Source organism: Caulobacter sp. SRI_008 (assembly GCF_057586355.1).
Map to the genome: position 1 here is coordinate 69,280 of NZ_JBYCZS010000008.1, position 19,868 is coordinate 89,147.

The following is a 19,868-nucleotide window of genomic DNA, read 5'->3' on the forward strand; positions in this document are numbered from 1 at the left end:
TCCCTTGCGCTATCTGCACACCATGGTCCGCGTGAAGGATCTCGACGCCTCGCTGCGGTTCTACTGCGAGGGCCTGGGCCTCCAGGAGATGTACCGGATGGAGAACGAGAAGGGCCGGTTCACCCTGGTGTTTCTCGCAGCGCCCGAGGACATCGAGCTGGCCAAGGAGCGCAAGGCGCCGCTGGTCGAGCTGACCTTCAACTGGGACACGGAGGACTACCAGGGCGGCCGCAACTTCGGTCACCTGGCCTATCGGGTCGACGACATCTACGAGACCTGTCAGCGCCTGGCCGATCTGGGCGTGGTCATCAACCGCCCGCCGCGCGACGGCCACATGGCCTTCGTCCGCTCGCCCGACGGCATCTCGGTGGAGCTGCTGCAGGACGGCAGCCTGCCGCCCGCCGAGCCCTGGGCCTCGATGCCCAACACCGGCGCCTGGTAGACGCACAAAAGGCCCGCCAGCACGGCGGGCCTTCTTCGTTTCAGCCCCGCGTGCCGAACCGACTGGCGCGGGCGGCGGTGGAGCGCAGGTCCGAGAAGCTGGCGGCGACCAGCGGGTAGTCGTCGGGCAGGCCCCACTTGGCGCGATACTCCTGCTCGGTCAGGCCCAGGCTGTTGAGGTGGCGCTTGAGCGAGCGGTAGCGGCGGCCGTTCTCGAAGCTGATAATGGCGTCGTCGCTGACGCTGGCGGCGATCTCGTCGGGACTGGGCCGCTCGACCGGCGCGGCCGGCGTCGAGAACACCGCCTCCAGCGCCGCATAGGTGCGGGCGGCGAGGTCGGGCAGGTCGTCGGTCGAGACGACGTTGTTGTTCAGATAGGCGCAAAGCACCTGGGCCGTCACGTCGGCGGCGCGTTCCTGGGCCTTGTTCATCGGTGGATCTCTAGGGTCTCGCATCGAAAAGAACCCCGGGGACGGCGGGCGGCCGTCCCCGGGGGCGGGGCAGGGTCAGTGGGCGCCGGCGGGACGCAGGCGGGCGCCGAACACGCAGGCGGGCGGCAGCTCGACCTTCGATCCCGTGCGCTCCTTGCTCTTGACCCACTCGCTGAGCACCTCGGTGGCGGTGTGGTCGAGCACGGTCAGGGCGCTGGTGTCGAGGCGGACGACGCCGCCGTCCGGAGCCGCGTCCAGGGCCTTGGTGATCTTCGGCAGCTGCACGAAGGTCGCCGCGCCCTCGAGGCGGATTTCCTGCTCCTGTTCGCCGACGTCGCGCTGGTCGATGCGCAGGCGCATCTTCTTCAGGTTCGGCAGCAGCTCGACGATGGTCAGGGCCAGGCCGACCAGGACGCCGGTGAGCAGATCGGTGGCGACGACCATGATGAAGGTCGCGGCCCAGATCAGCGCTGGCAGCAGGCCGTAGCGGGCGAACAGGTGGCGCACGTGGTCGAGGCTGACCAGCTTCCAGCCGGTGACCACCAGCACGCCGGCGAGGGCGGCGCTGGGCACCTGGCGCAGGACGAAGGGCAGCAGGGCCACGAAGGCCAGGATCCAGACGCCGTGCATGATCGCCGACAGGCGGGTGACCGCGCCGGCCTGGACGTTGGCCGAGCTGCGCACGATCACGCCGGTCATCGGCAGGGCGCCGACCGCGCCGCACATCATGTTGCCGACGCCCTGGGCGAACAGCTCCTTGTTGTACTTGGTGCGAGGGCCATCGTGCATGCGGTCGACGGCGGCCGCCGACAGCAGGGTCTCGGCCGAGGCGATGAAGGCCACCGCCACGGCGGTCAGCACGATCATCGGGTCCATCAGCTTGGCGAAGTCGCCAAGGCCCGGGATCGCGATGGCGGCGCCGATCGATTCCGGCACGGCGATCTTCTGGACGTCGAGGCCAAAGCCCATGGCCACGAAGGTGCCGGCCAGCACGCCCAGCAGGGCGCCGGGGACCAGCTTCAGCTTTGCCGGGCGGATCTTTTCCCACAGCAGGATCGAGCCGATGGTGACGACGCCGACCAGCAGCGCCGCTTCCGCGCCGCCGAAGGTCGAGGCCGACAGGCCGCCGAGGGCCGCCGGGATGGCCATCAGGTTGTCGAGGCCGTTGGCTTTCGGCTTGTCGCCGAACAGCACGTGCAGCTGGCCCGCGACGATCAGCACGCCGATGCCGGCCAGCATGCCGTGGACGACGGCCGGCGAGATGGCGCGGAACCATTGACCCAGGCGCAGGGCGCCGGCGATCAGCTGGACGAGGCCGGCCAGCACGAGGATCGGCCCGAGGGTCGACAGGCCGTGCTTGGCGACGATCTCGAAGACGATGACGGCCAGGCCAGCGGCCGGGCCGCTGACCTGCAGGGGCGAGCCGGCCAGGGCGCCGACGACGATGCCGCCGATGATGCCGGTGATCAGGCCGCGCTCGGCCGGCACGCCGGAGGCGACGGCGATGCCCATGCAGAGGGGCATCGCCACCAGGAAGACGACGATCGAGGCGGTCAGGTCACGCGACAGGAACGCCGTCAGACCGGGCTTGCCACCGTTGGGGGAGGAAACGGCGGGGCGGGTCATTCGGCGGCGATGCCCAGGTGATCGGCGGCGACCATGCGACGGCTCGGGCGCTGGGCGACGGGGAGGGGCGCGCCTTCGAAGACCTGTTCGAACTGGCCGGTGTCGCCGTTGTAGGCCTGGATCTGGCCGGTCTCGATCTCGAAGAACCAGCCGTGCAGGGTCAGCTCGCCCTTGGCCAGGCCCGAGGCGACCGAGGGGTGGGTGCGCAGGTGGTTGATCTGGACGACGACGTTCTCGAGCGACAGAGCGCGGGTGCGCTCATGGTCGCCCAGGCCGTGATAGGCGTTGCAGACCACGCTGTGGGCGGCGTGGGCGTGGCGCAGCCAGGCGGCGACGTTGGGCATCTTTTCCAGGGCTTCCGGATGCGAGAAGGCCTTCATGGCCCCGCAGTCGGAGTGGCCGCAGACGACGATGTCGCGCACGCCCAGCGCCACGACGGCGTATTCGACGGCCGAGGAGACCCCGCCGTTGGCCTGGCTGAACGGCGGCACGATGTTGCCGGCGTTGCGGCAGACGAAGAGATCGCCGGGCGCGGCCTGTGTGATCAGCTCGGGCACGACGCGGCTGTCGGCGCAGGAGATCATCAGGGCCTTGGGGCTCTGGCCGTGGCTGGCCAGGCGCTCGTAGAGGGCGCTCTGGGCGGGAAAGACCTGGCCGCGGAAGAGGGCGGCGCGTTCGAGAAACTGTTCCAAGGGAACCTCCGTGCGATGGCCGCGACGTCCGGGGAAAGGGGGAAACGGACGTCGCGGCGCGGCGCGGCTGGACCGCCACGCTAGGGAGGAAGTTGGGGGGCGGCCTTTGCTGCGATGCAGCGGGTTTGTGTCAAAGGGTGTCTGAGGCGCCTGCGAAGACCCCCTCCGCCCCTTCGGGCCACCTCCCCCAGAGGGGGAGGATCTACGCCGCAGATGCTCCCCCTCTGGGGGAGCTGTCGCGGAGCGACTGAGGGGGTTTTGGGCACGGCTTCTCGATCTCCCGTGGCGATCCACGAAAGTTGGCGGGGAGGCGCGGAGCGGCCGGGCGGAGCCCGGAGACCGTGATGTGGTTTAGCGTTTCGGCTTCGTCTGACCGCTCCGCCACATCGTAGGCTCGAAGGACCGGGGGCGCGGGTGCTTTTTCAACCCTGGACCCGGTTGTCCCTCGGACGGGCAGGACCAATAGCCCCGCGGTGATCCGGCGGCGCCTCGGCTGATCCTGTTAGGCCGGTTTGAAACGATCCCGACCCTGTCGACCCGCTTGTCTCGTCACGGAACGGCTGGCGGCCCAATCACGCCTTCTGAGCGATCCTGCAAACCCGCCCTTCCCATGACGCAACAAGCGGCCCCGCTCGATGCGATCTCAGCCGCTAACTCGGGCCGGTACCAAGAGCCCTCCCCATGGCTGGGATGGCTTTGATTATGGGGGGGCTGGAGTGGGTGGGGATAAGTTGGGGTTATAAAGTTGCAGGGCGTTGAGTTGGTTGGATTCTTTTCCAATTACGCCGTGTGAGCAGTGTGCGTAAGGCCGCCCCAACTCCGTAAAATCCCCGCGAAAGCGGGGACCCAGGTGTTTTATCGTCGAGCGCGGTGGGTGGCAGAAAAAGCCTGGGTCCCCGCTTTCGCGGGGATTTTACGGGAGAAAGGGTCGGGGTGGGACCGCCGGCGGTGTAACCCCTCACCCTCCCACGCTTCGCGTGGGCCCCTCCCTCTCCCTATGGGAGAGGTTTCCTAAAGGGCCGGCAGCCGCACCTCGGCCCGCAACCCGCCCTCGGGGCGGTTCTTCAGCACCAGTTCGCCGCCTTCGCGCTTGAGGATCTGCTGGACGATGGTCAGGCCAAGGCCCAGGCCCGCCGTGTTGCGGGCGCGGGCGCTGTCGAGGCGGTGGAAGGGCTCCAGGACGTGGGCCAGTTCTTCCTCGGGGATGCCGGGGCCGCTGTCCTCGACCGCCAGGATCACCAGCCGGCCGTCGCGGACCAGGCTCAGGCGGGCCTCGCCGCCGTAGTGCAGGGCGTTCTCGACCAGGTTGCTGATCGCCCGCTTCAGCGACAGCGGACGGGCGTGGACCGGCAGGTGCTCGGGGCCGTCGTAGGCCGCCTCGCGCTCGGAGTCGGTGGCGTCGTCGACCAGGGTCATGGCGATGGCGGCGATGTCGGTGCGGCGCGGCGGCTCGGGATCCTCCTGGCCGCCGAGATAGGCCAGCAGCGAGTCGAGCATGGCCGTCATCTCGGCGACGTCGGCCTCCAGGGCTTCGCGGGCGGCGGCGTCCTGGACGAAGCCGGCGCGCAGGCTGAGCCGGGCCAGCGGCGTGCGCAGGTCGTGGCCGACGGCGGCCAGGGCCTCGGTGCGGGTCTGCAGCAGGCCGGCGATGCGGTCCTGCATGGCGTTGAAGGCCTTGGCGACGAGCTTCAGGTCGCCGGCCCCGGTCTCGGCCACGCGCATCCGCTCGCCCTGGCCGACCTTGTCGGCGGCCTCGGCCAGCGCTCGAAGCGGCCGGCTGAGGTTGCGCAGCACCAGGGCGGCGGCGGCGATGACGCCCAGGCCCAGAATGAAGGCCGAGCCGAAGCTGCTGAGCACCACGGCCCAGGGGGCGGCGCGGATCTTGGTCTTCATCCACACCCACGAGCCGTCGCGCATCTTCAGCGCCACCTTCAGGTGGGTGTCGCGGGGCAGGGCGTGGTCGGTCTCGGTGTTCATCCGCAGCTCGCGCCGAACGAGGCTGGGCTCGGCGTCGCGGAACTGGTCCTTCAGCTTGCGCTCGGCGGCGCGCTCGCGATCGACCAGGCTCGGCAGGGCGGTCCAGCCGATCTCGTTGGGACGGGCCGACAGGCCGGCGGCGCGAGCGGCCCGCTCGTGCTCGGGACGGGTTTCGAGGATGGCCTCGGCGGTGACCAGTTGCTCGGCGGCGCGGCGGACCTGGTTGTCGCGATTGGGATAGAGGCGGCTGTTCTCGAACAGGATCGAGCTGCCGACGAACTCCAGGGCCACGGCCAGCATCAGGACCAGGGTGACCTGGCCGACCAGACGCTGCGGCCACAGCCGCAAGGGCTTCATCGACGCTCCACCGCCGCGGTGAAGATGTAGCCGACGCCGCGCACGGTGCGCAGCAGGGCCTCGGCCTGGCCGCTGACGGCCAGTTTGCGACGAAGACGGCTGACCAGCACGTCGATGCTGCGGTCCGAGGCGTCGGAGATGCGGGCGCGCGACATCTCCAGCAGGCGCTCGCGGCCGATCACCCGCTGGGGCGACGACAGGAAGGCCAGCAGCAGGTCGAACTCGGCCCCCGACAGATCGACGAAGGCGCCGTCGGGCGACAAGAGCTCGCGACGGCCCGGATCGAGCTGCCAGCCGGCGAAGACCATCTGCTGGTGGCCGCGCGGCTGGCTGGACTGGGTGTTGCCCTGCGCCCGGCGCAGGATGGCCCGGATGCGGGCGATCAGCTCCTTCTGGCTGAAAGGCTTGCCGATATAGTCGTCGGCGCCGAGCTCCAGGCCGATCAGGCGGTCGGTCTCGTCGTCGCGGGCGCTGAGCATGACGATCGGCACGTCGCTCTCGCGGCGCACGCTGCGGCACAGGTCAAAGCCGTTGCTGCCGGGCAGCATGACGTCGAGCAGGATGATGTCGACGCTGTTGGTCTCCAGCACCCGGGCCATCTCGGCCCCGTGGGCGGCGCTGAGCGGCTGGAAGCCCTCCTCGCGCAGCAGGCGCATCAGGAGCGTGCGCAGGGCCGGATCGTCCTCGACGATCAGGACGACCGGCGCGACGGGGGCGGCAGCGATCTCGCGCTGCAGGGCGATCATTCCGTGGCCTGAGGATTCCATGCGTCCGGGCTATCTAGGAACGACGGCGCCGTGAACAAGGCCGAAAGGGGCGTTTCTTCGCCGGTTTCCACCAGGGGTCGGCCGACTTTCGTCGCTCGCTGAAAAGTAAGGCGCCCTCGCGCGCACTTCGGGGGAAGAGGAACTCGCGCGAGGGCAGGCCGCCGGGGCGGCCGTCTTTGGACCGCTGGCTTACGCCGCGCGGCAGGCTTCGGAAACGGCGGCCCGCACCGCGCCTTCGTGGGCGGCGGCGTCGGCGGCGCTGTTGAACACCACGTGGACCAGGCCGTCCTGCGGCTTGGCCTTGGACACGCCCTGGCGGCTGGCGACGGCGGTGGCGGCCGACTGGGCGCAGGGGGTCTGGATCTTCACCGTGCGCTTGGCGAGGTTCTGCTTGGCGACGGCTTCGGTGTGGGTGAGGCCGTGGCCGGCGGGACCGGCGACGGCGGGCGAGGCGGCCAGGCACGCGGCCAGGCCGAGGAACGCAACGACTTTCATGGACTTAAGAAGCTCCGGATACTGAACTCAGCCGCCAGCGGCGGTGTCGGCTTTCGCCTGAAGGGCGGGCAGGGTGGCGCGGTAGCCGTCGACGGCCTTCAGCAGGCCGGCGATTTCGGCCGGGGTGATGGCCGTGCGGTGCTCGTAGCCCTTGTCGGACTTGAACTTGAAGCCCCAGGCCGACGGCGCGGCGGCCAGCTTGCGCAGCTCGGTCTCGCTGACGGTGAAGGCCAACTCCTCGCGGCAGAGCTCGGGCGCCTCGAACAGGAAGCACTGGCCGGCGTTGTCGCGGATCTTGGTCACCTGAGCCTGCACCGGGAAGGCGCTGGTCTGGTAGGCCACGGCCCCTTCGCCATAGCCGCGCATCGAGCCCTGGTAGGTCAGGGTCTGGCGCACCTCGAAGCGGGTCGAGCCCGTGCGCTTATCGACGACGGCGCGCAGGTGGTTGTCGTTGGAGGGCGAGCGGAACACGCCCTTGCCGGTCTGGAAGCCGCGCTCGGTGCTGACGACGGTCTCGATGTCGAGCGGATCATCCAGCACCTGGGCCTTGGCGTGGAAGTGCTCGACGCCGAGCGCCGTCTGCTTGGCGGGCAGTTTCACCGTTTCCGCGGCTGCGACGCCGGCGATCGCGAAGCCGCTGATCACGGTAAGCGCCAGCAGGCGATGACGGGTCTTGTTCATGGTCTTCTCCCGAACGGCGCCGACCGATCCCTCGTTCGACAGGCGCCTCTGAACGTGTGTCAGAGTGGAGAGAGCGCCTTGCGGCTTTGCATCGCGTTCGTGACAAAACGTGTCGGAGCAGGCGTTTCCGCGCGACGGCGTTATGCGGCCGAGCCCAGGTAGCCCAGGCCCGTGGCGCGGTGGATGGCCTGCGCCCGGCCGGCGACGCGCAGCTTCAGGGCCGCGTTCTGGACGTGGAAGCGGACGGTGGGTCCGGAGATGCCGATGATCTGGCCGATGTCGGCGTCGGTCTTGCCGGCCGCGGCCCACTTCAGGCACTGGATCTCGCGCTTGGTCAGCCGGGCCAGCGGCGCGTCGTCGCCGACGCCGTCGCGATAGGCCGACACCAGCCGCAGGGCCGCGCCATGCAGCTGGTCGGCGCGGGCCTCGTAGAGCGCCGGCAGGTCGGGAACGGGCTTGGCCGAGGCCCAGACGACGGCCCCGATCACCCCGCCGGTCAGGTAGGCGGGTGCGATGATGGCGGCGGCGACGCCGAAGTCCTCGGCCGCCTCGCGAACCGCGATGGCTTCCAGCCGGGGCAGGGGGCGCCAGCTAGAAAAGCGGCCTTCGTGATAGAAGAACGGATCGGCGGCGTAGCGGGCGGCCAGGATGAACGGGGCCCGCAGGGCGAACGAGCGGTCGCGCCAGTAGCGCAGGCCCGCGTCCAGCCACTCGAAGGTGGTCTCGGCAAGCGGCAGGCCATCTGGCCCGAGCATCGGCTCGGGGCTCGAGATGTCGGCGCTGGCGGCGATGTAGGGCAGTCCGATCTCGGCGCCGAGGTCGCGGACGCGCACCGCCAGGTCCATGACCCGCGCCAGGCGTTCGTCGCTTCCCCCCAAGGACTGGGCCGTGGTCGCCGTCATGCGGGCGCTCTTTCCCTATCGGTTCCGATAGCTTGCGCACCCGGGCCAGGCTTTCGCAAGTTTCCCCGAGGGCGTGTGATGGGAGTGAGCGCGTGGATCTGGAACTGTCGGCTAAGGACCTGGCCTTCCGCGACGCGGTGCGCGCCTTCATCGACGCGAACCTGAGTCCCGAGCTGCGCGAGGCCGGGCGGCGGATGACCAGCGTGTTCTGCGACAAGGCCCACAGCCTGGCCTGGCAACGGATCCTGGCCGCCCAGGGCTGGGCCGCGCCGACCTGGCCGGTCGAGTACGGCGGGCCAGGCTGGAGCGAGATCCAGCGCCACGTGTTCTTCGCCGAATGCGCCCGGGCCGGGGCGCCGGGCCTGGCGCCGATGGGCCTGAGGATGGTGGCGCCGGCGATCATGCGGTTCGGCAGCCCCGAGCAGAAGGCCCGCTACCTGCCGCGGATCCTGTCGGGCGAGGACTACTGGTGCCAGGGCTATTCGGAGCCGGGGGCGGGGTCGGACCTGGCCTCGCTGCAGATGAAGGCCGTGGCCGACGGCGACGACTATGTGCTGAACGGCTCGAAGATCTGGACCACCCACGCCCACTGGGCGACGCACATGTTCTGCCTGGTCCGCACGAGTAGCGAGGGCAAGCCGCAGGCGGGGATCACCTTTCTGCTGGTTGAGATGGACCGGCCGGGGATCTGCGTCGATCCGATCATCACCATGGCCGGCGAGCACGAGGTCAACCAGGTGTTCTTCGACGATGTCCGCACGCCCAGGGCCGACCGGCTGGGCGAGGAGAACCAGGGGTGGACGGTGGCCAAGCACCTGCTGGAGTTCGAGCGGGGCGGCGGCTATGCGGCCGGGCTGGAGGCTGGGCTGGAGCGCCTGCGCGGGCAGGTCGAGCCACAGGATCTCGATCACCGCCGGCGGCTGGCGGAAGCGCAGATCGCGGCGCTGGCCATCGACGTCACCGAGCGGCGGGTGCTGAGCGCCTTCGCCAGCGGGTCCAATCCGGGGCCGGCCTCGTCGATCCTCAAGGCGCAGGGCTCGGAGGCCTTGCAGCGGCAGGACGAACTGGCGCTGGACGCCCTGGGCGGCTACGCGGCCGTGCACCAGCCGAAGGCGCGCGAGGCGGGCTCGAACGAGGTCTTCGTCGGTCCCGAGACAGGTCTGACGACCACGGCCCGCTATCTCAACAACCGCGCCGCCTCGATCTATGGCGGCTCCAACGAGATCCAGCGCGACATCATCGCCCGGCTGGTGCTGGGTCTATGACCCTATCAGTTCCGATAGCTTGTTAGAGTCCCCCGCCCACCGCACGCTCCGATAGAGCCAGCGTCCAATGAAGGCGCGGCCGGAGGGAGGTTTCGCATGCGAGGACTTCGTGTCGCGCTGACGCTAGGGGTGTCCGCGGTGGCTCTGACGATGGCGGCGCCGGTCTGGGCGCAGGCCCAGGCGGCCAAGCCCGCCCAGGACGACAAGGACAGTTTCGCCATCGAGACCGTCGTGGTCACGGCCCAGCGCCGCGAGGAGGCGGCCAACGACATCGGCATGCCGATCCAGGCCTTCAGCGGCGACGCCCTGAAGCAGCTGCGGGTCACCGACCCCAAGGACCTGTCGACCGTCGCGCCCAGCTTCACCGTCAGCCAGAGCTACCAGGGCGTGCCGACCTACACGCTGCGCGGCATCGGCTTCAACACCATCAACCTGTCGGCCACCTCGACCGTCGGCACCTATGTCGACGAGGTCGCCTACGCCTATCCGTTCATGAACACCGGCCCGATGTTCGACCTGGAGCGGGTCGAGGTGCTGAAGGGTCCGCAGGGCACGCTCTACGGCCGCAACACCACGGCGGGCCTGGTCGACTTCGTGACCAACAAGCCGACCGACCAGTTCGAGGCCGGGCTGACGGCCGAGGCCGGCAACTACGAGACCCGCAATCTCGAGGGCTATTTCAGCGGGCCGCTGGGCGACAAGGTGCAGGCCCGCGTCGCCTTCCGCGCCGAGCATAGCGGCGAGGGCTGGCAGAAGAGCAATTCGCGCGACGAGCGCCTGGGCGAGGTGCATCGCCAGGGCTGGCGACTGTCGCTGGCCGCCCAGCCGAGCGAGAAGGTCGATCTCGATTTCTCCTACGCCGGCTGGCGCAACCGGTCCGACACCGTGGCCGCCCAGGCCGTCGGCTTCACCCCGGCCACGGCCGCCAGCCCGTTCAACGCGGCGGGCCTGGCAGCCTACGTCGCCAACAACAAGCCGACCAAGTCGACGGAGGCCGACTGGGCGCCGCTGTCGGTGCGCGGAACCGACGTGGGCACGGGCCTGGGCATCAGCGACCCGGCCGAAGAGGACGACCGCTTCGACGCGGCCAAGCTGCGCTTTTCCTGGCACCTGTCGGACGACGTCAGCCTGATCTCGCTGACCAGCTACAACAAGCTCAAGCGCGACGCCGTCTTCGACTGGAGCGGCGCGCCCTATGAGATCCTGGTGCAGAAGGCGCATGGCGACATCGAGTCCACGGCCGAGGAACTGCGGCTGGAGGGGCGGACCGAAAAGGGCTCGTGGCTGGTCGGCGTCTATGTGGCGCACGACAAGATCCTCGACATGAACCGCACGATCCTGGGCCAGAACGCCAATGTCGGCCTGATCCGCTATTACGGCTCGACCCTGCTGGCGACGCCGTTCAACAGCGGCGGTTACACGGCCCTGCAGATGAGCCAGGCGTTCCGCACCTATGAGGACGTCGGCAATATCGAGACCGACACGGCCAGCCTCTTCGCCAACGCCGACCGGCAGCTGACTGATAGGCTGAAGCTGACCGTCGGCCTGCGCTACAGCCAGGACAAGCAGGACTATGTGGGCTGTTCGCGCGACTTCAACGGCAACATGCTGCCCAACGTAAATGTCGTGAACCGGGCGCTGTTCTTCGGGGTCTACGGCCTGGTGGCGCCGATCACGCAAGGGTCGTGCAACACCTTCGATCCTGCGACGGCCAGCTTCGGTTTCGTGAAGTCGACCCTGGACGAGGACAACTTCGCCTGGCGCGTGGCGCTGGACTGGCAGGCGTCGGACGACGTCTTGGTGTTCGGCTCGATCTCGCGCGGAGCCAAGGCCGGGGCGACGCCGATCAACGCCGCCAACATCTCGACCCAGAACGCCCCGGCGCGGCAGGAACTGCTGACCGCCTACGAGCTGGGCGTGAAGGCGGCGCTGTTCGACCGCCGGGTGCAGGCCAACCTCGGCGTCTTCTACTACGACTACACCGACAAGCAGCTCAGCGTGTATTTCGCCGACCCGATCTATACGGCCCTGTCGCGCCTGGCCAACGTGCCGGAAGGCGAGGCCAGGGGCCTGGACGGCGACATCACCTGGCGCGCCACGCGGTCTTTGACTTTCCTCGCCTCGGCGACCTGGCTGCACACCGAAGTGAAGGGCTACACCGGCATCAACGCCGCCGGTCAGGCCCAGACCTTCGATGGGCGGCCCTTTCTATACAGCCCGAAGTTCCAGGGCGGCCTGACGGCCCTGTTCGACCACGACCTCAGCAATGGCCTGAAAGTTCAGGCTGCGCTGAACGGCCGCTGGCAGGACAAGTCGAGCGCCGACCTGGAGGGCAATCCGCTGTTCGCCATCGACAGCTATGGCCTGCTGAACGCGAGCCTGGGCCTCTCCTCGCCGGAAGCCGGCTGGGAGGTCTCGCTGTGGGGCCGCAACCTGACGGACGAGTACTACTGGACCGCCGTCAGCAGCAACGCCAACACCGTGGTCCGCTTCCCCGGCAAGGCCCAGACCTGGGGCGCGGCGCTGAGCTGGAAGTTCTAGACGGATCAGGGGCGACGCGGAGCCGATCCGCGTCGCCGCCTCGCAGTTGGCCAGCGGCCGATCATCGCGCCTGGAATTGATATGGCTCTGGGGCTGGCGTTCTCGCCCGACCCAAGCTAGCAGACCGCCCCATGATCCGCCTCGACAACATCTCCAAGCAGAACGGCCACCAGATCCTGTTCATCGAAGCCTCGATGGGCATCCAGAAGGGTGAAAAGGCCGGCCTCGTCGGCCCCAACGGCGCCGGCAAGACGACGCTGTTCCGCATGATCACCGGTCAGGAGCAGCCCGACGATGGGCTGGTCGCGATCGATCCCGGCATGCGGATCGGCTATTTCAGCCAGGATGTCGGCGAGATGTCGGGCCAGAGCGCGGTCGCCGCGGTGATGGACGGCGTCGGCCCCGTCAGCGCGCTGGCCGCCGAAATGGCCGCGCTCGAGGCGTCCATGGTCGATCCGGACCAGGCCGACCAGCTGGACGCCGTCATGGAGCGCTATGGCGAGGTGCTGGAGCGCTTCCAGGAGCTCGACGGCTATGCGCTGGAGGCGCGGGCGCGCGAGGTGCTGGCCGGCCTGAGCTTCAGCCAGGAACGCATGGACGGCGACGTCGGCATGCTGTCCGGCGGCTGGAAGATGCGCGTGGCGCTGGCCCGCATCCTGCTGATGCGGCCCGACGGCATGCTGCTCGACGAACCCTCCAACCACCTGGACCTGGAAAGCCTGATCTGGCTCGAAGCGTTCCTGAAGAACTACGACGGCGCGCTGCTGATGACCTCGCACGACCGCGCCTTCATGAACCGCATCATCGGCAAGGTGGTCGAGATCGACGGCGGCCAGCTGATCACCTATTCGGGCGATCTGGACTTCTACGACCAGCAGCGCGCGCTGGGCGAGGCGCAGCGCCAGGCGCAGTACGAGCGCCAGCAGGCCATGCTGGCCAAGGAAATCAAGTTCATCGAGAAGTTCAAGGCGCGCGCCTCGCACGCCGCCCAGGTGCAGAGCCGGGTCAAGAAGCTCGACAAGATCGAACGCGTGGAAGCCCCGCGCCGTCGCCAGGCGGTGCAGTTCGAGTTCCAGAGCCCGCCGCGCTCGGGCGAGGACGTGATCAGCCTGCGCAACGTCCACAAGGGCTATGGCGGCAAGCCGATCTACGAGGCCCTGGATTTCCTGGTGCGCCGCAAGGAGCGCTGGTGCGTGCTGGGCGCCAACGGGACCGGCAAGTCGACGCTGCTGAAGCTGGTGGCCGGCGACGCCAAGCCCGACCAGGGCGCGGTCAATATCGGCGCCAGCGTCAAGATGGGCTATTTCGCCCAGCACTCGATGGACCTGCTGGACGGCGAAGAGACGATCTTCGAGTCCCTGGAGCGCTCGTTCCCGCAGGCCGGGCAGGGCGCCTTGCGCACCCTGGCGGGCTGCTTCGGCTTCTCGGGCGACGACGTCGAAAAGCCCTGCCGCGTGTTGTCGGGAGGCGAGAAGGCGCGTCTGGTCATGGCCAAGATGCTGTTCGATCCGCCGAACCTGCTGGTGCTCGACGAGCCCACCAACCACTTGGACATGGCGACCAAGGAGATGCTGGTCGCGGCCCTGGCGGACTTCGAGGGCACGATGCTGTTCGTCTCGCACGACCGCCACTTCCTGGCGGCCCTGAGCAACCGCGTGCTGGAACTGACGCCCGAGGGCGTTCACCAGTACGGCGGCGGCTATACGGAATACGTCACCCGCACCGGCCAGGAAGCGCCGGGCCTGCACCCGGGCGGGTAAGAACCGCCTGACCGTTTAGCGTGCGGCGAGGGCGCGACGAGACCCTCGCCGAAGCGACGTCAACTTCCCGACGTCAGCTTCCCGCCGCCGGCTTGGTGATCAGGAAGCGCGGCAGCAGGCTGGCCACGACGCGGCGGGCCGCGTCGTCGGGCTGGTCGAGCATGTCGCGCAGGGGCGGGCCGATCAGGGCCTCGCCGAAGGCGCTGAGCGCGATGAACAGCACCGCCGCCCCCATGCCCTGACGGGCCTGAGCGTCCTGCACGCCCATCTTGTCGCTGATCGCATCGACCAGATTCTGCACCGCGGCCCGCACGGGCTCCAGGTGCGAGAGGTCTCCGGACAGCGCTATCCAGGCGGCCAGACGGCCGGCGCCGCCGGTCGAAAAGGCGTCGAACACCGCATTGACCAGCTCCAGCGGCGCGCCCTCGTCGGTGCGCAGGCGGGCGACCGCCTCGTCGAGGGCCTGGGTCAAGTCGGCGACCATCGAGGCCATCAGCGCCGACTGCAATCCAGCCGCCGATCCGAAGTGGTGGATCAGGTTGGCGTGGGTCACGCCGATCTCGCCGGCGACCGCCGACAGCGTCACCGCGTCGGGCCCGCCCGACAGCAGCAGGGCGCGCGCCGAGGTCAGCGCTTCACGTCGCGCCTCCTCGGGCAGGCGTCGACGACGACGCGTGGCGGTCTTTTCAATTGACATCGATGTAAATGACATTCATGTAGATAAGACGAAATTCTTAAGCCCGGACAAGGGGAACCGCAAGTGCAAGCTTCGCCGTCATCACCCGTGTTGCAGCCCGTTGCCGGGCATGAGCGGCTGCCGTCCCTGACCGCGCCGCGTCGCGTGCAGCCCGTGCGGGCGGCCCGCGCCTTCGGCCGGCTGGTGGCCGACAAGGAAGACACCCGGCAGGTGTTCGAGATCATGAACGCGCTGGCGGGCCGTTCGATCGACTGGGGCTACCAACGCCTGCTGGAGACGCCGGAGGGCGGCCAGCAGGCCTATGCCCAGGTCGAACTGTCGGACCGGCTGCAGGACCGCGACTGGCTGGCGGGCTTCGCGCCCGGCACGGTCGGCGCGGCCTATCTGGCCTTCATCGACGTGCGCAACCTCTCGGCCTACGGCCTAGCCGACGAGAGCCGCAAGGTGGCCGACAGCGAGATCGAGGCGGCCCATCCCCGCGCCTGGTACGCCCGCCGCATCCGCGACGTGCATGACATCTGGCACGTGCTGACCGGCTACCAGACCGATGCTCTGGGCGAGGCCTGCGTAGTGGCCTTCTCGCTGCCGCAGACCAAGAGCGCGGGCTTTGGCCTGATCGCCGCCGGCGGGGCGGTGCAGTTCATGCGGGCGCGCACCGGCTATCCCTGCGGGCGGGCCGTGCTGCAGGCCTGGCGCAACGGCCGCCGCGCGGCCTGGCTGCCGGGGCAGGACTACGAGGCGCTGATGGCCGAGCCGCTGGAAGCGGCGCGCCGGCGGCTGAAGATCCCGCGCCCGAGCGTCTACGAACAAGTGCCGCCGACCGTGCGCAACGCCTATCTGGGAGGCGCCGGATGAGGCGCGCGGCGACGGGGCTTCTCGTCGGACTGGCCGTCCTGGCGGCCTCGGCCTCGCCGGCCCTGGCGCAGGACGACGCCTTGGTCGGTCGCTGGCGCACCTCGGCCCGCGACGGGGTCGTGGCCATCGAGCGCTGCGGCGCGGCGCTGTGCGGGCGGGTGCTGGACGCGGCGCCCCTGCGGACCAATCCCGACCAGCGCGATATCCACAACAAGAAGCCGGCCCTGCGGACGCGGCGGGTGATGAACCTGCTGGTGCTGGAGAACTTCACCGGCGGTCCCAAGGCCTGGAAGGGCGGGCCGCTCTACGACCCCGACAGCGGGGACCGAGCCGGAACCGGGACCCTGACCCTGATCGACGACGACACCCTGGCGGTGAAGGGCTGCATCGCGCCGCTGCTTTGCCGGACCCAGACCTGGAAACGCGCGCGCTGAGTATCGGGCGCGCGGGCCCAATGAGTGCCCAGTAACGGGCGGCCCAGGCCGCCGCTTTTCATCCGATGGCTTCGAGGAAGCCGGCGTCGAAAGGGACGCCGGACGGGGGATTGCGACCATGCTGATCTGGATCGGCGCGCTTGCGCCTGTGGTGTTCCTGCTGGCCTTCGTGCAGGCCAGGGCCCTGGCCTGGGGCGCGGCCCTGGCGGCCTGGATAGCAGCGGGATGGGCCCTGGGCCTGGTGGGTGCGACGCCGGCCCTGGCGGCGGCGGCCGTTGTCGCGGTCTTCACCGTCCTGCTGGGCCTGCGGCCGCTGCGCGCCGCCGTACTGTCGGCGCCCGCCATGAAGGCCTTCGGCGCGATCATGCCGAAGATGAGCCCCACCGAGCAGGCCGCCGTCGAGGCCGGTAACGTCTGGTGGGACGCCGAACTCTTCGCCGGCCGGCCCGACTGGAAGAAGCTGCTGGCCACCCCGGCGCCGAAGCTGAGCCCCGAAGAGCAGCGCTTCGTCGATGTCGATACCGAGCACCTGTGCGACCTGTCGAACGACTGGGAAAGCACCGCCGTCTGGCAGGACCTGCCGCCGGCCGCCTGGGCCTACGCCCGCGACAAGGGCTTTCTCGGGATGATCATCCCCAAGCGCTATGGCGGTCTCGGCTTCTCGGCTTACGCCCATAGCCAGGTGGTGCAGAAGCTGTCGACCCGCTGCTCGGCCGCGGCCGTGTCGGTGATGGTGCCCAACTCGCTGGGTCCGGCCGAGCTGCTGCTGCACTATGGCACCGAGGCGCAGAAGGACCACTACCTGCCCAGGCTGGCGAGCGGCGACGAGATCCCGTGCTTTGCCTTGACCAACCCCTATGCCGGCTCGGACGCCGCCTCGATCACCGACACGGGCGTGGTCTGCCGTGGGACCTGGCAGGGCCGCGAGACCCTGGGTTTCCGCATCAGCTGGCGCAAACGCTACATCACGCTGGCCCCGATCGCCACGGTGATCGGCCTGGCCTTCCGCGCCGTCGATCCGGACGGCCTGCTGGGCCTGGGCGCCGAGCCCGGCATCACCTGCGTGCTGATCCCGCGCGAGCATCCGGGCGTCAATATCGGCCGCCGTCACTGGCCGCTGAACGCGGTGTTCCAGAACGGCCCGATCACCGGCGACGACGTGTTCGTGCCGATGGAGATGGTGATCGGCGGCCAGGCCCAGGTCGGCCATGGCTGGCGGATGCTGATGGAGTGCCTGGCGGCCGGGCGGGCGATCTCGCTGCCGTCGTCCAATGTCGGCATGTCCAAGCTCGCGGTCGGCATGGTGGGGGCCTATGTGGCGATCCGCCGGCAGTTCAACATGCCGATCGGGGCCTTCGAGGGCGTGCAGGAGCCGCTGGCCCGGATGGCCGGCCACCTCTACGCCGCCGACAGCGTGCGACAGCTCGCGGCCGCGGCCCTGGACCAGGGCGAAAAGCCGTCGGTGGTCTCGGCCATCGCCAAGTACCACGTCACCGAGCGCGCCCGCATCGTCGTCAACGAGGCGATGGACGTGGTCGGCGGTAAGGGCGTGTGCATGGGCCCCGGCAACTTCCTGGCCCGCGCCTATCAGCAGATCCCCATCGCCATCACGGTCGAGGGGGCCAACATCATGACCCGCACCCTGATCATCTACGGCCAGGGCGCGATCCGCTGCCATCCCTACGTCCTGACCCTGATGCGAACGACGCAAGCCGCAGACCTCAAGGCCTTCGACGCGGCGCTGTTCGGCTATGCCGGCTTCCTGTTCCGCAATCTCGCCCGATCGGCCGCCTTCGCCCTGACGGGCGGCGCGCTGATCGCCGCGCCGGCCGGCGCCGCGCCGCAGCTGGCCCGCTACTATCGCGCCGCGACCCGGTTCTCGACCCTGCTGGCCCTGGCTTCGGACCTGTCGATGGCGACGGTGGGCGGCGCGCTGAAGCGCAAGGGCGCGCTGACCGGACGGCTGGGGGACCTGCTGTCGCAGCTGTTCATCCTGTCGAGCGTGCTCAAGCGCTTCGAGGACGAGGGGCGGCCGGCCGAGGACTTGCCGTTCGTCCACTGGGCGGCGCAGGACGCCCTGGCGCGGGCGGCGGTCGCCTGGAGGGCGCTGTTGGCCAACCATCCCAGCCGCGTCGTGGCCGGGCTGCTGGGCCTGGTCGGCGTTGGCCTCTCGGGACTGACGCGCGGACCCAATGACGATGTCGCCTCCGCCGTCGCCGGCCTGATTCAGCGCCATGGTCCGGCGCGCGACCGCCTGCTGGCCGGGTCGTGGACGCCGCGCATCGAGGTCGATCCGATCGCCGCCACGGCGGTGGCCTTCGATCTCCACCCGCAGGTCGAGGCCATCGAGCGTCGCCTGAAGCCCGCCATCACGGCCGGGACGATCGCCCGCGCGCCGCAGAACCTGACCCTGATGGACGCCTGGGCGGCTGACGCCGAGGCCAAGGGCCTGATCGACGCCGCCGAACGCGACCTGATCGGCCGGTTCGCCCATCTCGCCGACCAGGCCATCCAGGTCGACGACTTCCCGCAGGACTTCGGCCTGGGCGAGGGCCTGGCCCGCCGTAACGGGATCAAGGGCGCGGCGCGCGCCAAGAAGGAAGGGGTGGCCTGATGCCCGACCGCTATCTGGAATTCGCCAGCAGCGGCCTGGGCGGCTGGGTGGTCGAGGCCCTGGGCCTGCCCAAGCCCGCGCCGCTGCTGCGGCGGGGCGAGGGGGAGGCTCCGCCAAGCCTGCCGCTGCTGCTGGGCCCGCCGACGGCGGACGGACGCATGGGGCCGATGCTGGAGCGGCTGGCGGCCGCCTCGGGCGTCGAGATCCACCAGGCCTGGACGCCGGACGTGCGCTATGGCGGCCTGGTGTTCGACGCCTCGGCCTGCCTGGACGTCGCCGCGACGCAGGGGCTCTACAGGTTCTTCCACCAGGCGATCCGCTCGGTGGCCGAGCATGGCCGCATCGTCGTGATCGGCATTCCGCCCGAGACGGCCAAGACCGCCGAGGGCGAGGCCATCCAGCGCGGGCTGGAGGGCTTCGTGCGGTCGCTGGCCAAGGAGGCGCGGCGCAGCATTGCCGTGCAGCTGCTCTACGTGACGCCGGGCCGCGAGGATCAGGCGCAGAGCACCCTGGCGTTCCTGCTGTCGCCGCGTTCGGCCTATGTGTCGGGCCAGGTGATCCGGGTAGGCGCCGCCGCCGTGGCGGCCGATCCCGCCGTCGGTCACGCCGGCCGCCAGGTGCTGGTCACGGGGGCCGCCCGAGGGATAGGCGAGGCGATCGTCCGGCTGTTCGTCGCCGAAGGGGCCAAGGTCACGGCCCTGGACGTGCCCAGCGCCCAGGACGACCTGCGCGGCCTTGCCGCCGAACTGGGCGTCGATCCGCTGGCGCTGGACATCACCGCTCCGGAGGCGGCCGGCGTGCTGCTGAAGACGGCGCGGGCGAGGGGCGGGTTCGACGTGGTGGTGCACAACGCCGGCATCACCCGCGACCGCACGCTGGGCCGAATGGACGAGCGCGAGTGGAACAGCGTCATGGCCGTCAATCTCGGCGCGCCCCTGGCCCTGACCCGCGTGCTGCTGGAGGCCGGCGCGGTGCGCCGCAACGGTCGGATCGTGGCGGTCTCGTCGCTGAGCGGCGTGGCCGGCAACATGGGCCAGACCAACTACGCGCTCTCCAAGGCCGGCTGGATCGGCGCGGTCGGCCGCATGGCGCGCGACGGGCTGGACCACGGGATCACCGTCAACGCGGTGGCGCCAGGCTTCATCGAGACCCGCATGACCGCGGCCATCCCCTTCGCCATCCGCGAGGCCGGGCGGCGCATGAACAGCATGGGGCAGGGCGGCAGTCCGGTCGATGTGGCCGAGACCATCGCCTGGCTGGCCCACCCGGCCAGCGGCGGCGTCAACGGCCAGGTGGTCCGCGTCTGCGGCCAGAGCCTGCTGGGGGCCTAAAC

At 69.9% G+C, this 19,868-nt stretch carries 17 protein-coding genes; 8 read left to right on the forward strand and 9 right to left on the reverse strand.

Annotated features, from left to right (window positions below):
- The first annotated feature begins 4 nt into the window (after nucleotides 1-4).
- On the forward strand, nucleotides 5-442 hold the full coding sequence (locus tag AC2YHT_RS09075) for a VOC family protein (RefSeq protein ID WP_487289300.1): 438 nt from the start codon (nucleotides 5-7) through the stop codon (nucleotides 440-442).
- A 40-nt stretch (nucleotides 443-482) separates the two neighbouring features.
- Here AC2YHT_RS09075 and AC2YHT_RS09080 read toward each other — a convergent pair whose 3' ends face one another.
- The 8 genes from AC2YHT_RS09080 to AC2YHT_RS09115 form a co-directional block, all read right to left on the reverse strand.
- Nucleotides 483-872 (reverse strand): Ros/MucR family transcriptional regulator, encoded by a 390-nt coding sequence (locus tag AC2YHT_RS09080; protein ID WP_487289302.1) that lies wholly within the window; start codon nucleotides 870-872, stop codon nucleotides 483-485.
- Nucleotides 873-947: 75 nt separating this feature from the next.
- The gene (locus AC2YHT_RS09085) at nucleotides 948-2,498 is read right to left on the reverse strand and encodes a SulP family inorganic anion transporter (protein ID WP_487289303.1); all 1,551 of its coding nucleotides are present in this window, start codon (nucleotides 2,496-2,498) and stop codon (nucleotides 948-950) included.
- On the reverse strand, nucleotides 2,495-3,190 hold the full coding sequence (locus AC2YHT_RS09090; RefSeq protein WP_110121664.1) for a carbonic anhydrase: 696 nt from the start codon (nucleotides 3,188-3,190) through the stop codon (nucleotides 2,495-2,497). The genes AC2YHT_RS09085 and AC2YHT_RS09090 overlap by 4 nt, the downstream gene beginning before the upstream one ends.
- Before the next feature lie 1,011 nt (nucleotides 3,191-4,201).
- Nucleotides 4,202-5,524 (reverse strand): ATP-binding protein, encoded by a 1,323-nt coding sequence (locus AC2YHT_RS09095; RefSeq protein ID WP_487289304.1) that lies wholly within the window; start codon nucleotides 5,522-5,524, stop codon nucleotides 4,202-4,204.
- A complete protein-coding gene (locus AC2YHT_RS09100) occupies nucleotides 5,521-6,270 on the reverse strand; it encodes a response regulator (RefSeq protein ID WP_487289305.1) in 750 nt (249 codons plus the stop codon). The genes AC2YHT_RS09095 and AC2YHT_RS09100 overlap by 4 nt, the downstream gene beginning before the upstream one ends.
- Nucleotides 6,271-6,480: 210 nt before the next feature.
- Nucleotides 6,481-6,786, reverse strand: a complete 306-nt coding sequence (locus tag AC2YHT_RS09105) for a hypothetical protein (RefSeq protein WP_487289306.1) — start codon at nucleotides 6,784-6,786, stop codon at nucleotides 6,481-6,483.
- A 27-nt stretch (nucleotides 6,787-6,813) separates the two neighbouring features.
- Complete coding sequence (locus tag AC2YHT_RS09110) at nucleotides 6,814-7,467, reverse strand: hypothetical protein (RefSeq protein ID WP_487289307.1); 654 nt, start codon at nucleotides 7,465-7,467, stop codon at nucleotides 6,814-6,816.
- Nucleotides 7,468-7,607: 140 nt separating this feature from the next.
- The gene (locus tag AC2YHT_RS09115) at nucleotides 7,608-8,369 is read right to left on the reverse strand and encodes a helix-turn-helix transcriptional regulator (RefSeq protein WP_487289309.1); all 762 of its coding nucleotides are present in this window, start codon (nucleotides 8,367-8,369) and stop codon (nucleotides 7,608-7,610) included.
- 92 nt (nucleotides 8,370-8,461) lie between these two features.
- Between AC2YHT_RS09115 and AC2YHT_RS09120 the strand changes: the two genes are divergently transcribed.
- From AC2YHT_RS09120 to AC2YHT_RS09130, 3 genes are all read left to right on the forward strand, one after another.
- Nucleotides 8,462-9,634 (forward strand): acyl-CoA dehydrogenase family protein, encoded by a 1,173-nt coding sequence (locus tag AC2YHT_RS09120; protein WP_487289310.1) that lies wholly within the window; start codon nucleotides 8,462-8,464, stop codon nucleotides 9,632-9,634.
- Between the two features lie 138 nt (nucleotides 9,635-9,772).
- A complete protein-coding gene (locus AC2YHT_RS09125) occupies nucleotides 9,773-12,175 on the forward strand; it encodes a TonB-dependent receptor (RefSeq protein WP_487289311.1) in 2,403 nt (800 codons plus the stop codon).
- A 131-nt stretch (nucleotides 12,176-12,306) separates the two neighbouring features.
- Complete coding sequence (locus tag AC2YHT_RS09130; RefSeq protein ID WP_487289312.1) at nucleotides 12,307-13,935, forward strand: ABC-F family ATP-binding cassette domain-containing protein; 1,629 nt, start codon at nucleotides 12,307-12,309, stop codon at nucleotides 13,933-13,935.
- Between the two features lie 73 nt (nucleotides 13,936-14,008).
- Here the strand turns inward: AC2YHT_RS09130 and AC2YHT_RS09135 are convergent, their stop codons facing one another.
- On the reverse strand, nucleotides 14,009-14,632 hold the full coding sequence (locus tag AC2YHT_RS09135; RefSeq protein WP_487289313.1) for a TetR/AcrR family transcriptional regulator: 624 nt from the start codon (nucleotides 14,630-14,632) through the stop codon (nucleotides 14,009-14,011).
- An 87-nt stretch (nucleotides 14,633-14,719) separates the two neighbouring features.
- Between AC2YHT_RS09135 and AC2YHT_RS09140 the strand changes: the two genes are divergently transcribed.
- From AC2YHT_RS09140 to AC2YHT_RS09155, 4 genes are all read left to right on the forward strand, one after another.
- A complete protein-coding gene (locus AC2YHT_RS09140; RefSeq protein ID WP_110121410.1) occupies nucleotides 14,720-15,487 on the forward strand; it encodes a Coq4 family protein in 768 nt (255 codons plus the stop codon).
- Nucleotides 15,484-15,921 (forward strand): DUF2147 domain-containing protein, encoded by a 438-nt coding sequence (locus tag AC2YHT_RS09145; RefSeq protein WP_487289315.1) that lies wholly within the window; start codon nucleotides 15,484-15,486, stop codon nucleotides 15,919-15,921. Before AC2YHT_RS09140 ends, AC2YHT_RS09145 begins: the two co-directional genes overlap by 4 nt.
- Before the next feature lie 118 nt (nucleotides 15,922-16,039).
- Complete coding sequence (locus AC2YHT_RS09150) at nucleotides 16,040-18,535, forward strand: acyl-CoA dehydrogenase (protein WP_487289316.1); 2,496 nt, start codon at nucleotides 16,040-16,042, stop codon at nucleotides 18,533-18,535.
- Nucleotides 18,535-19,866, forward strand: a complete 1,332-nt coding sequence (locus AC2YHT_RS09155) for a 3-oxoacyl-ACP reductase (RefSeq protein WP_487289317.1) — start codon at nucleotides 18,535-18,537, stop codon at nucleotides 19,864-19,866. The genes AC2YHT_RS09150 and AC2YHT_RS09155 overlap by 1 nt, the downstream gene beginning before the upstream one ends.
- The last annotated feature ends 2 nt before the right edge of the window (nucleotides 19,867-19,868 follow it).

Bases quoted from the DNA above. Each gene is read 5' to 3' on its own strand.
- AC2YHT_RS09080 (WP_487289302.1), bottom strand. From the start codon at position 872: ATGAACAAGGCCCAGGAACGCGCCGCCGACGTGACGGCCCAGGTGCTT.
- AC2YHT_RS09085 (WP_487289303.1), bottom strand. From the start codon at position 2,498: ATGACCCGCCCCGCCGTTTCCTCCCCCAACGGTGGCAAGCCCGGTCTG.
- AC2YHT_RS09095 (WP_487289304.1), bottom strand. From the start codon at position 5,524: ATGAAGCCCTTGCGGCTGTGGCCGCAGCGTCTGGTCGGCCAGGTCACC.
- AC2YHT_RS09100 (WP_487289305.1), bottom strand. From the start codon at position 6,270: ATGATCGCCCTGCAGCGCGAGATCGCTGCCGCCCCCGTCGCGCCGGTC.
- AC2YHT_RS09105 (WP_487289306.1), bottom strand. From the start codon at position 6,786: ATGAAAGTCGTTGCGTTCCTCGGCCTGGCCGCGTGCCTGGCCGCCTCG.
- AC2YHT_RS09110 (WP_487289307.1), bottom strand. From the start codon at position 7,467: ATGAACAAGACCCGTCATCGCCTGCTGGCGCTTACCGTGATCAGCGGC.
- AC2YHT_RS09115 (WP_487289309.1), bottom strand. From the start codon at position 8,369: ATGACGGCGACCACGGCCCAGTCCTTGGGGGGAAGCGACGAACGCCTG.
- AC2YHT_RS09130 (WP_487289312.1), top strand. From the start codon at position 12,307: ATGATCCGCCTCGACAACATCTCCAAGCAGAACGGCCACCAGATCCTG.
- AC2YHT_RS09135 (WP_487289313.1), bottom strand. From the start codon at position 14,632: ATGTCAATTGAAAAGACCGCCACGCGTCGTCGTCGACGCCTGCCCGAG.
- AC2YHT_RS09145 (WP_487289315.1), top strand. From the start codon at position 15,484: ATGAGGCGCGCGGCGACGGGGCTTCTCGTCGGACTGGCCGTCCTGGCG.
- AC2YHT_RS09150 (WP_487289316.1), top strand. From the start codon at position 16,040: ATGCTGATCTGGATCGGCGCGCTTGCGCCTGTGGTGTTCCTGCTGGCC.
- AC2YHT_RS09155 (WP_487289317.1), top strand. From the start codon at position 18,535: ATGCCCGACCGCTATCTGGAATTCGCCAGCAGCGGCCTGGGCGGCTGG.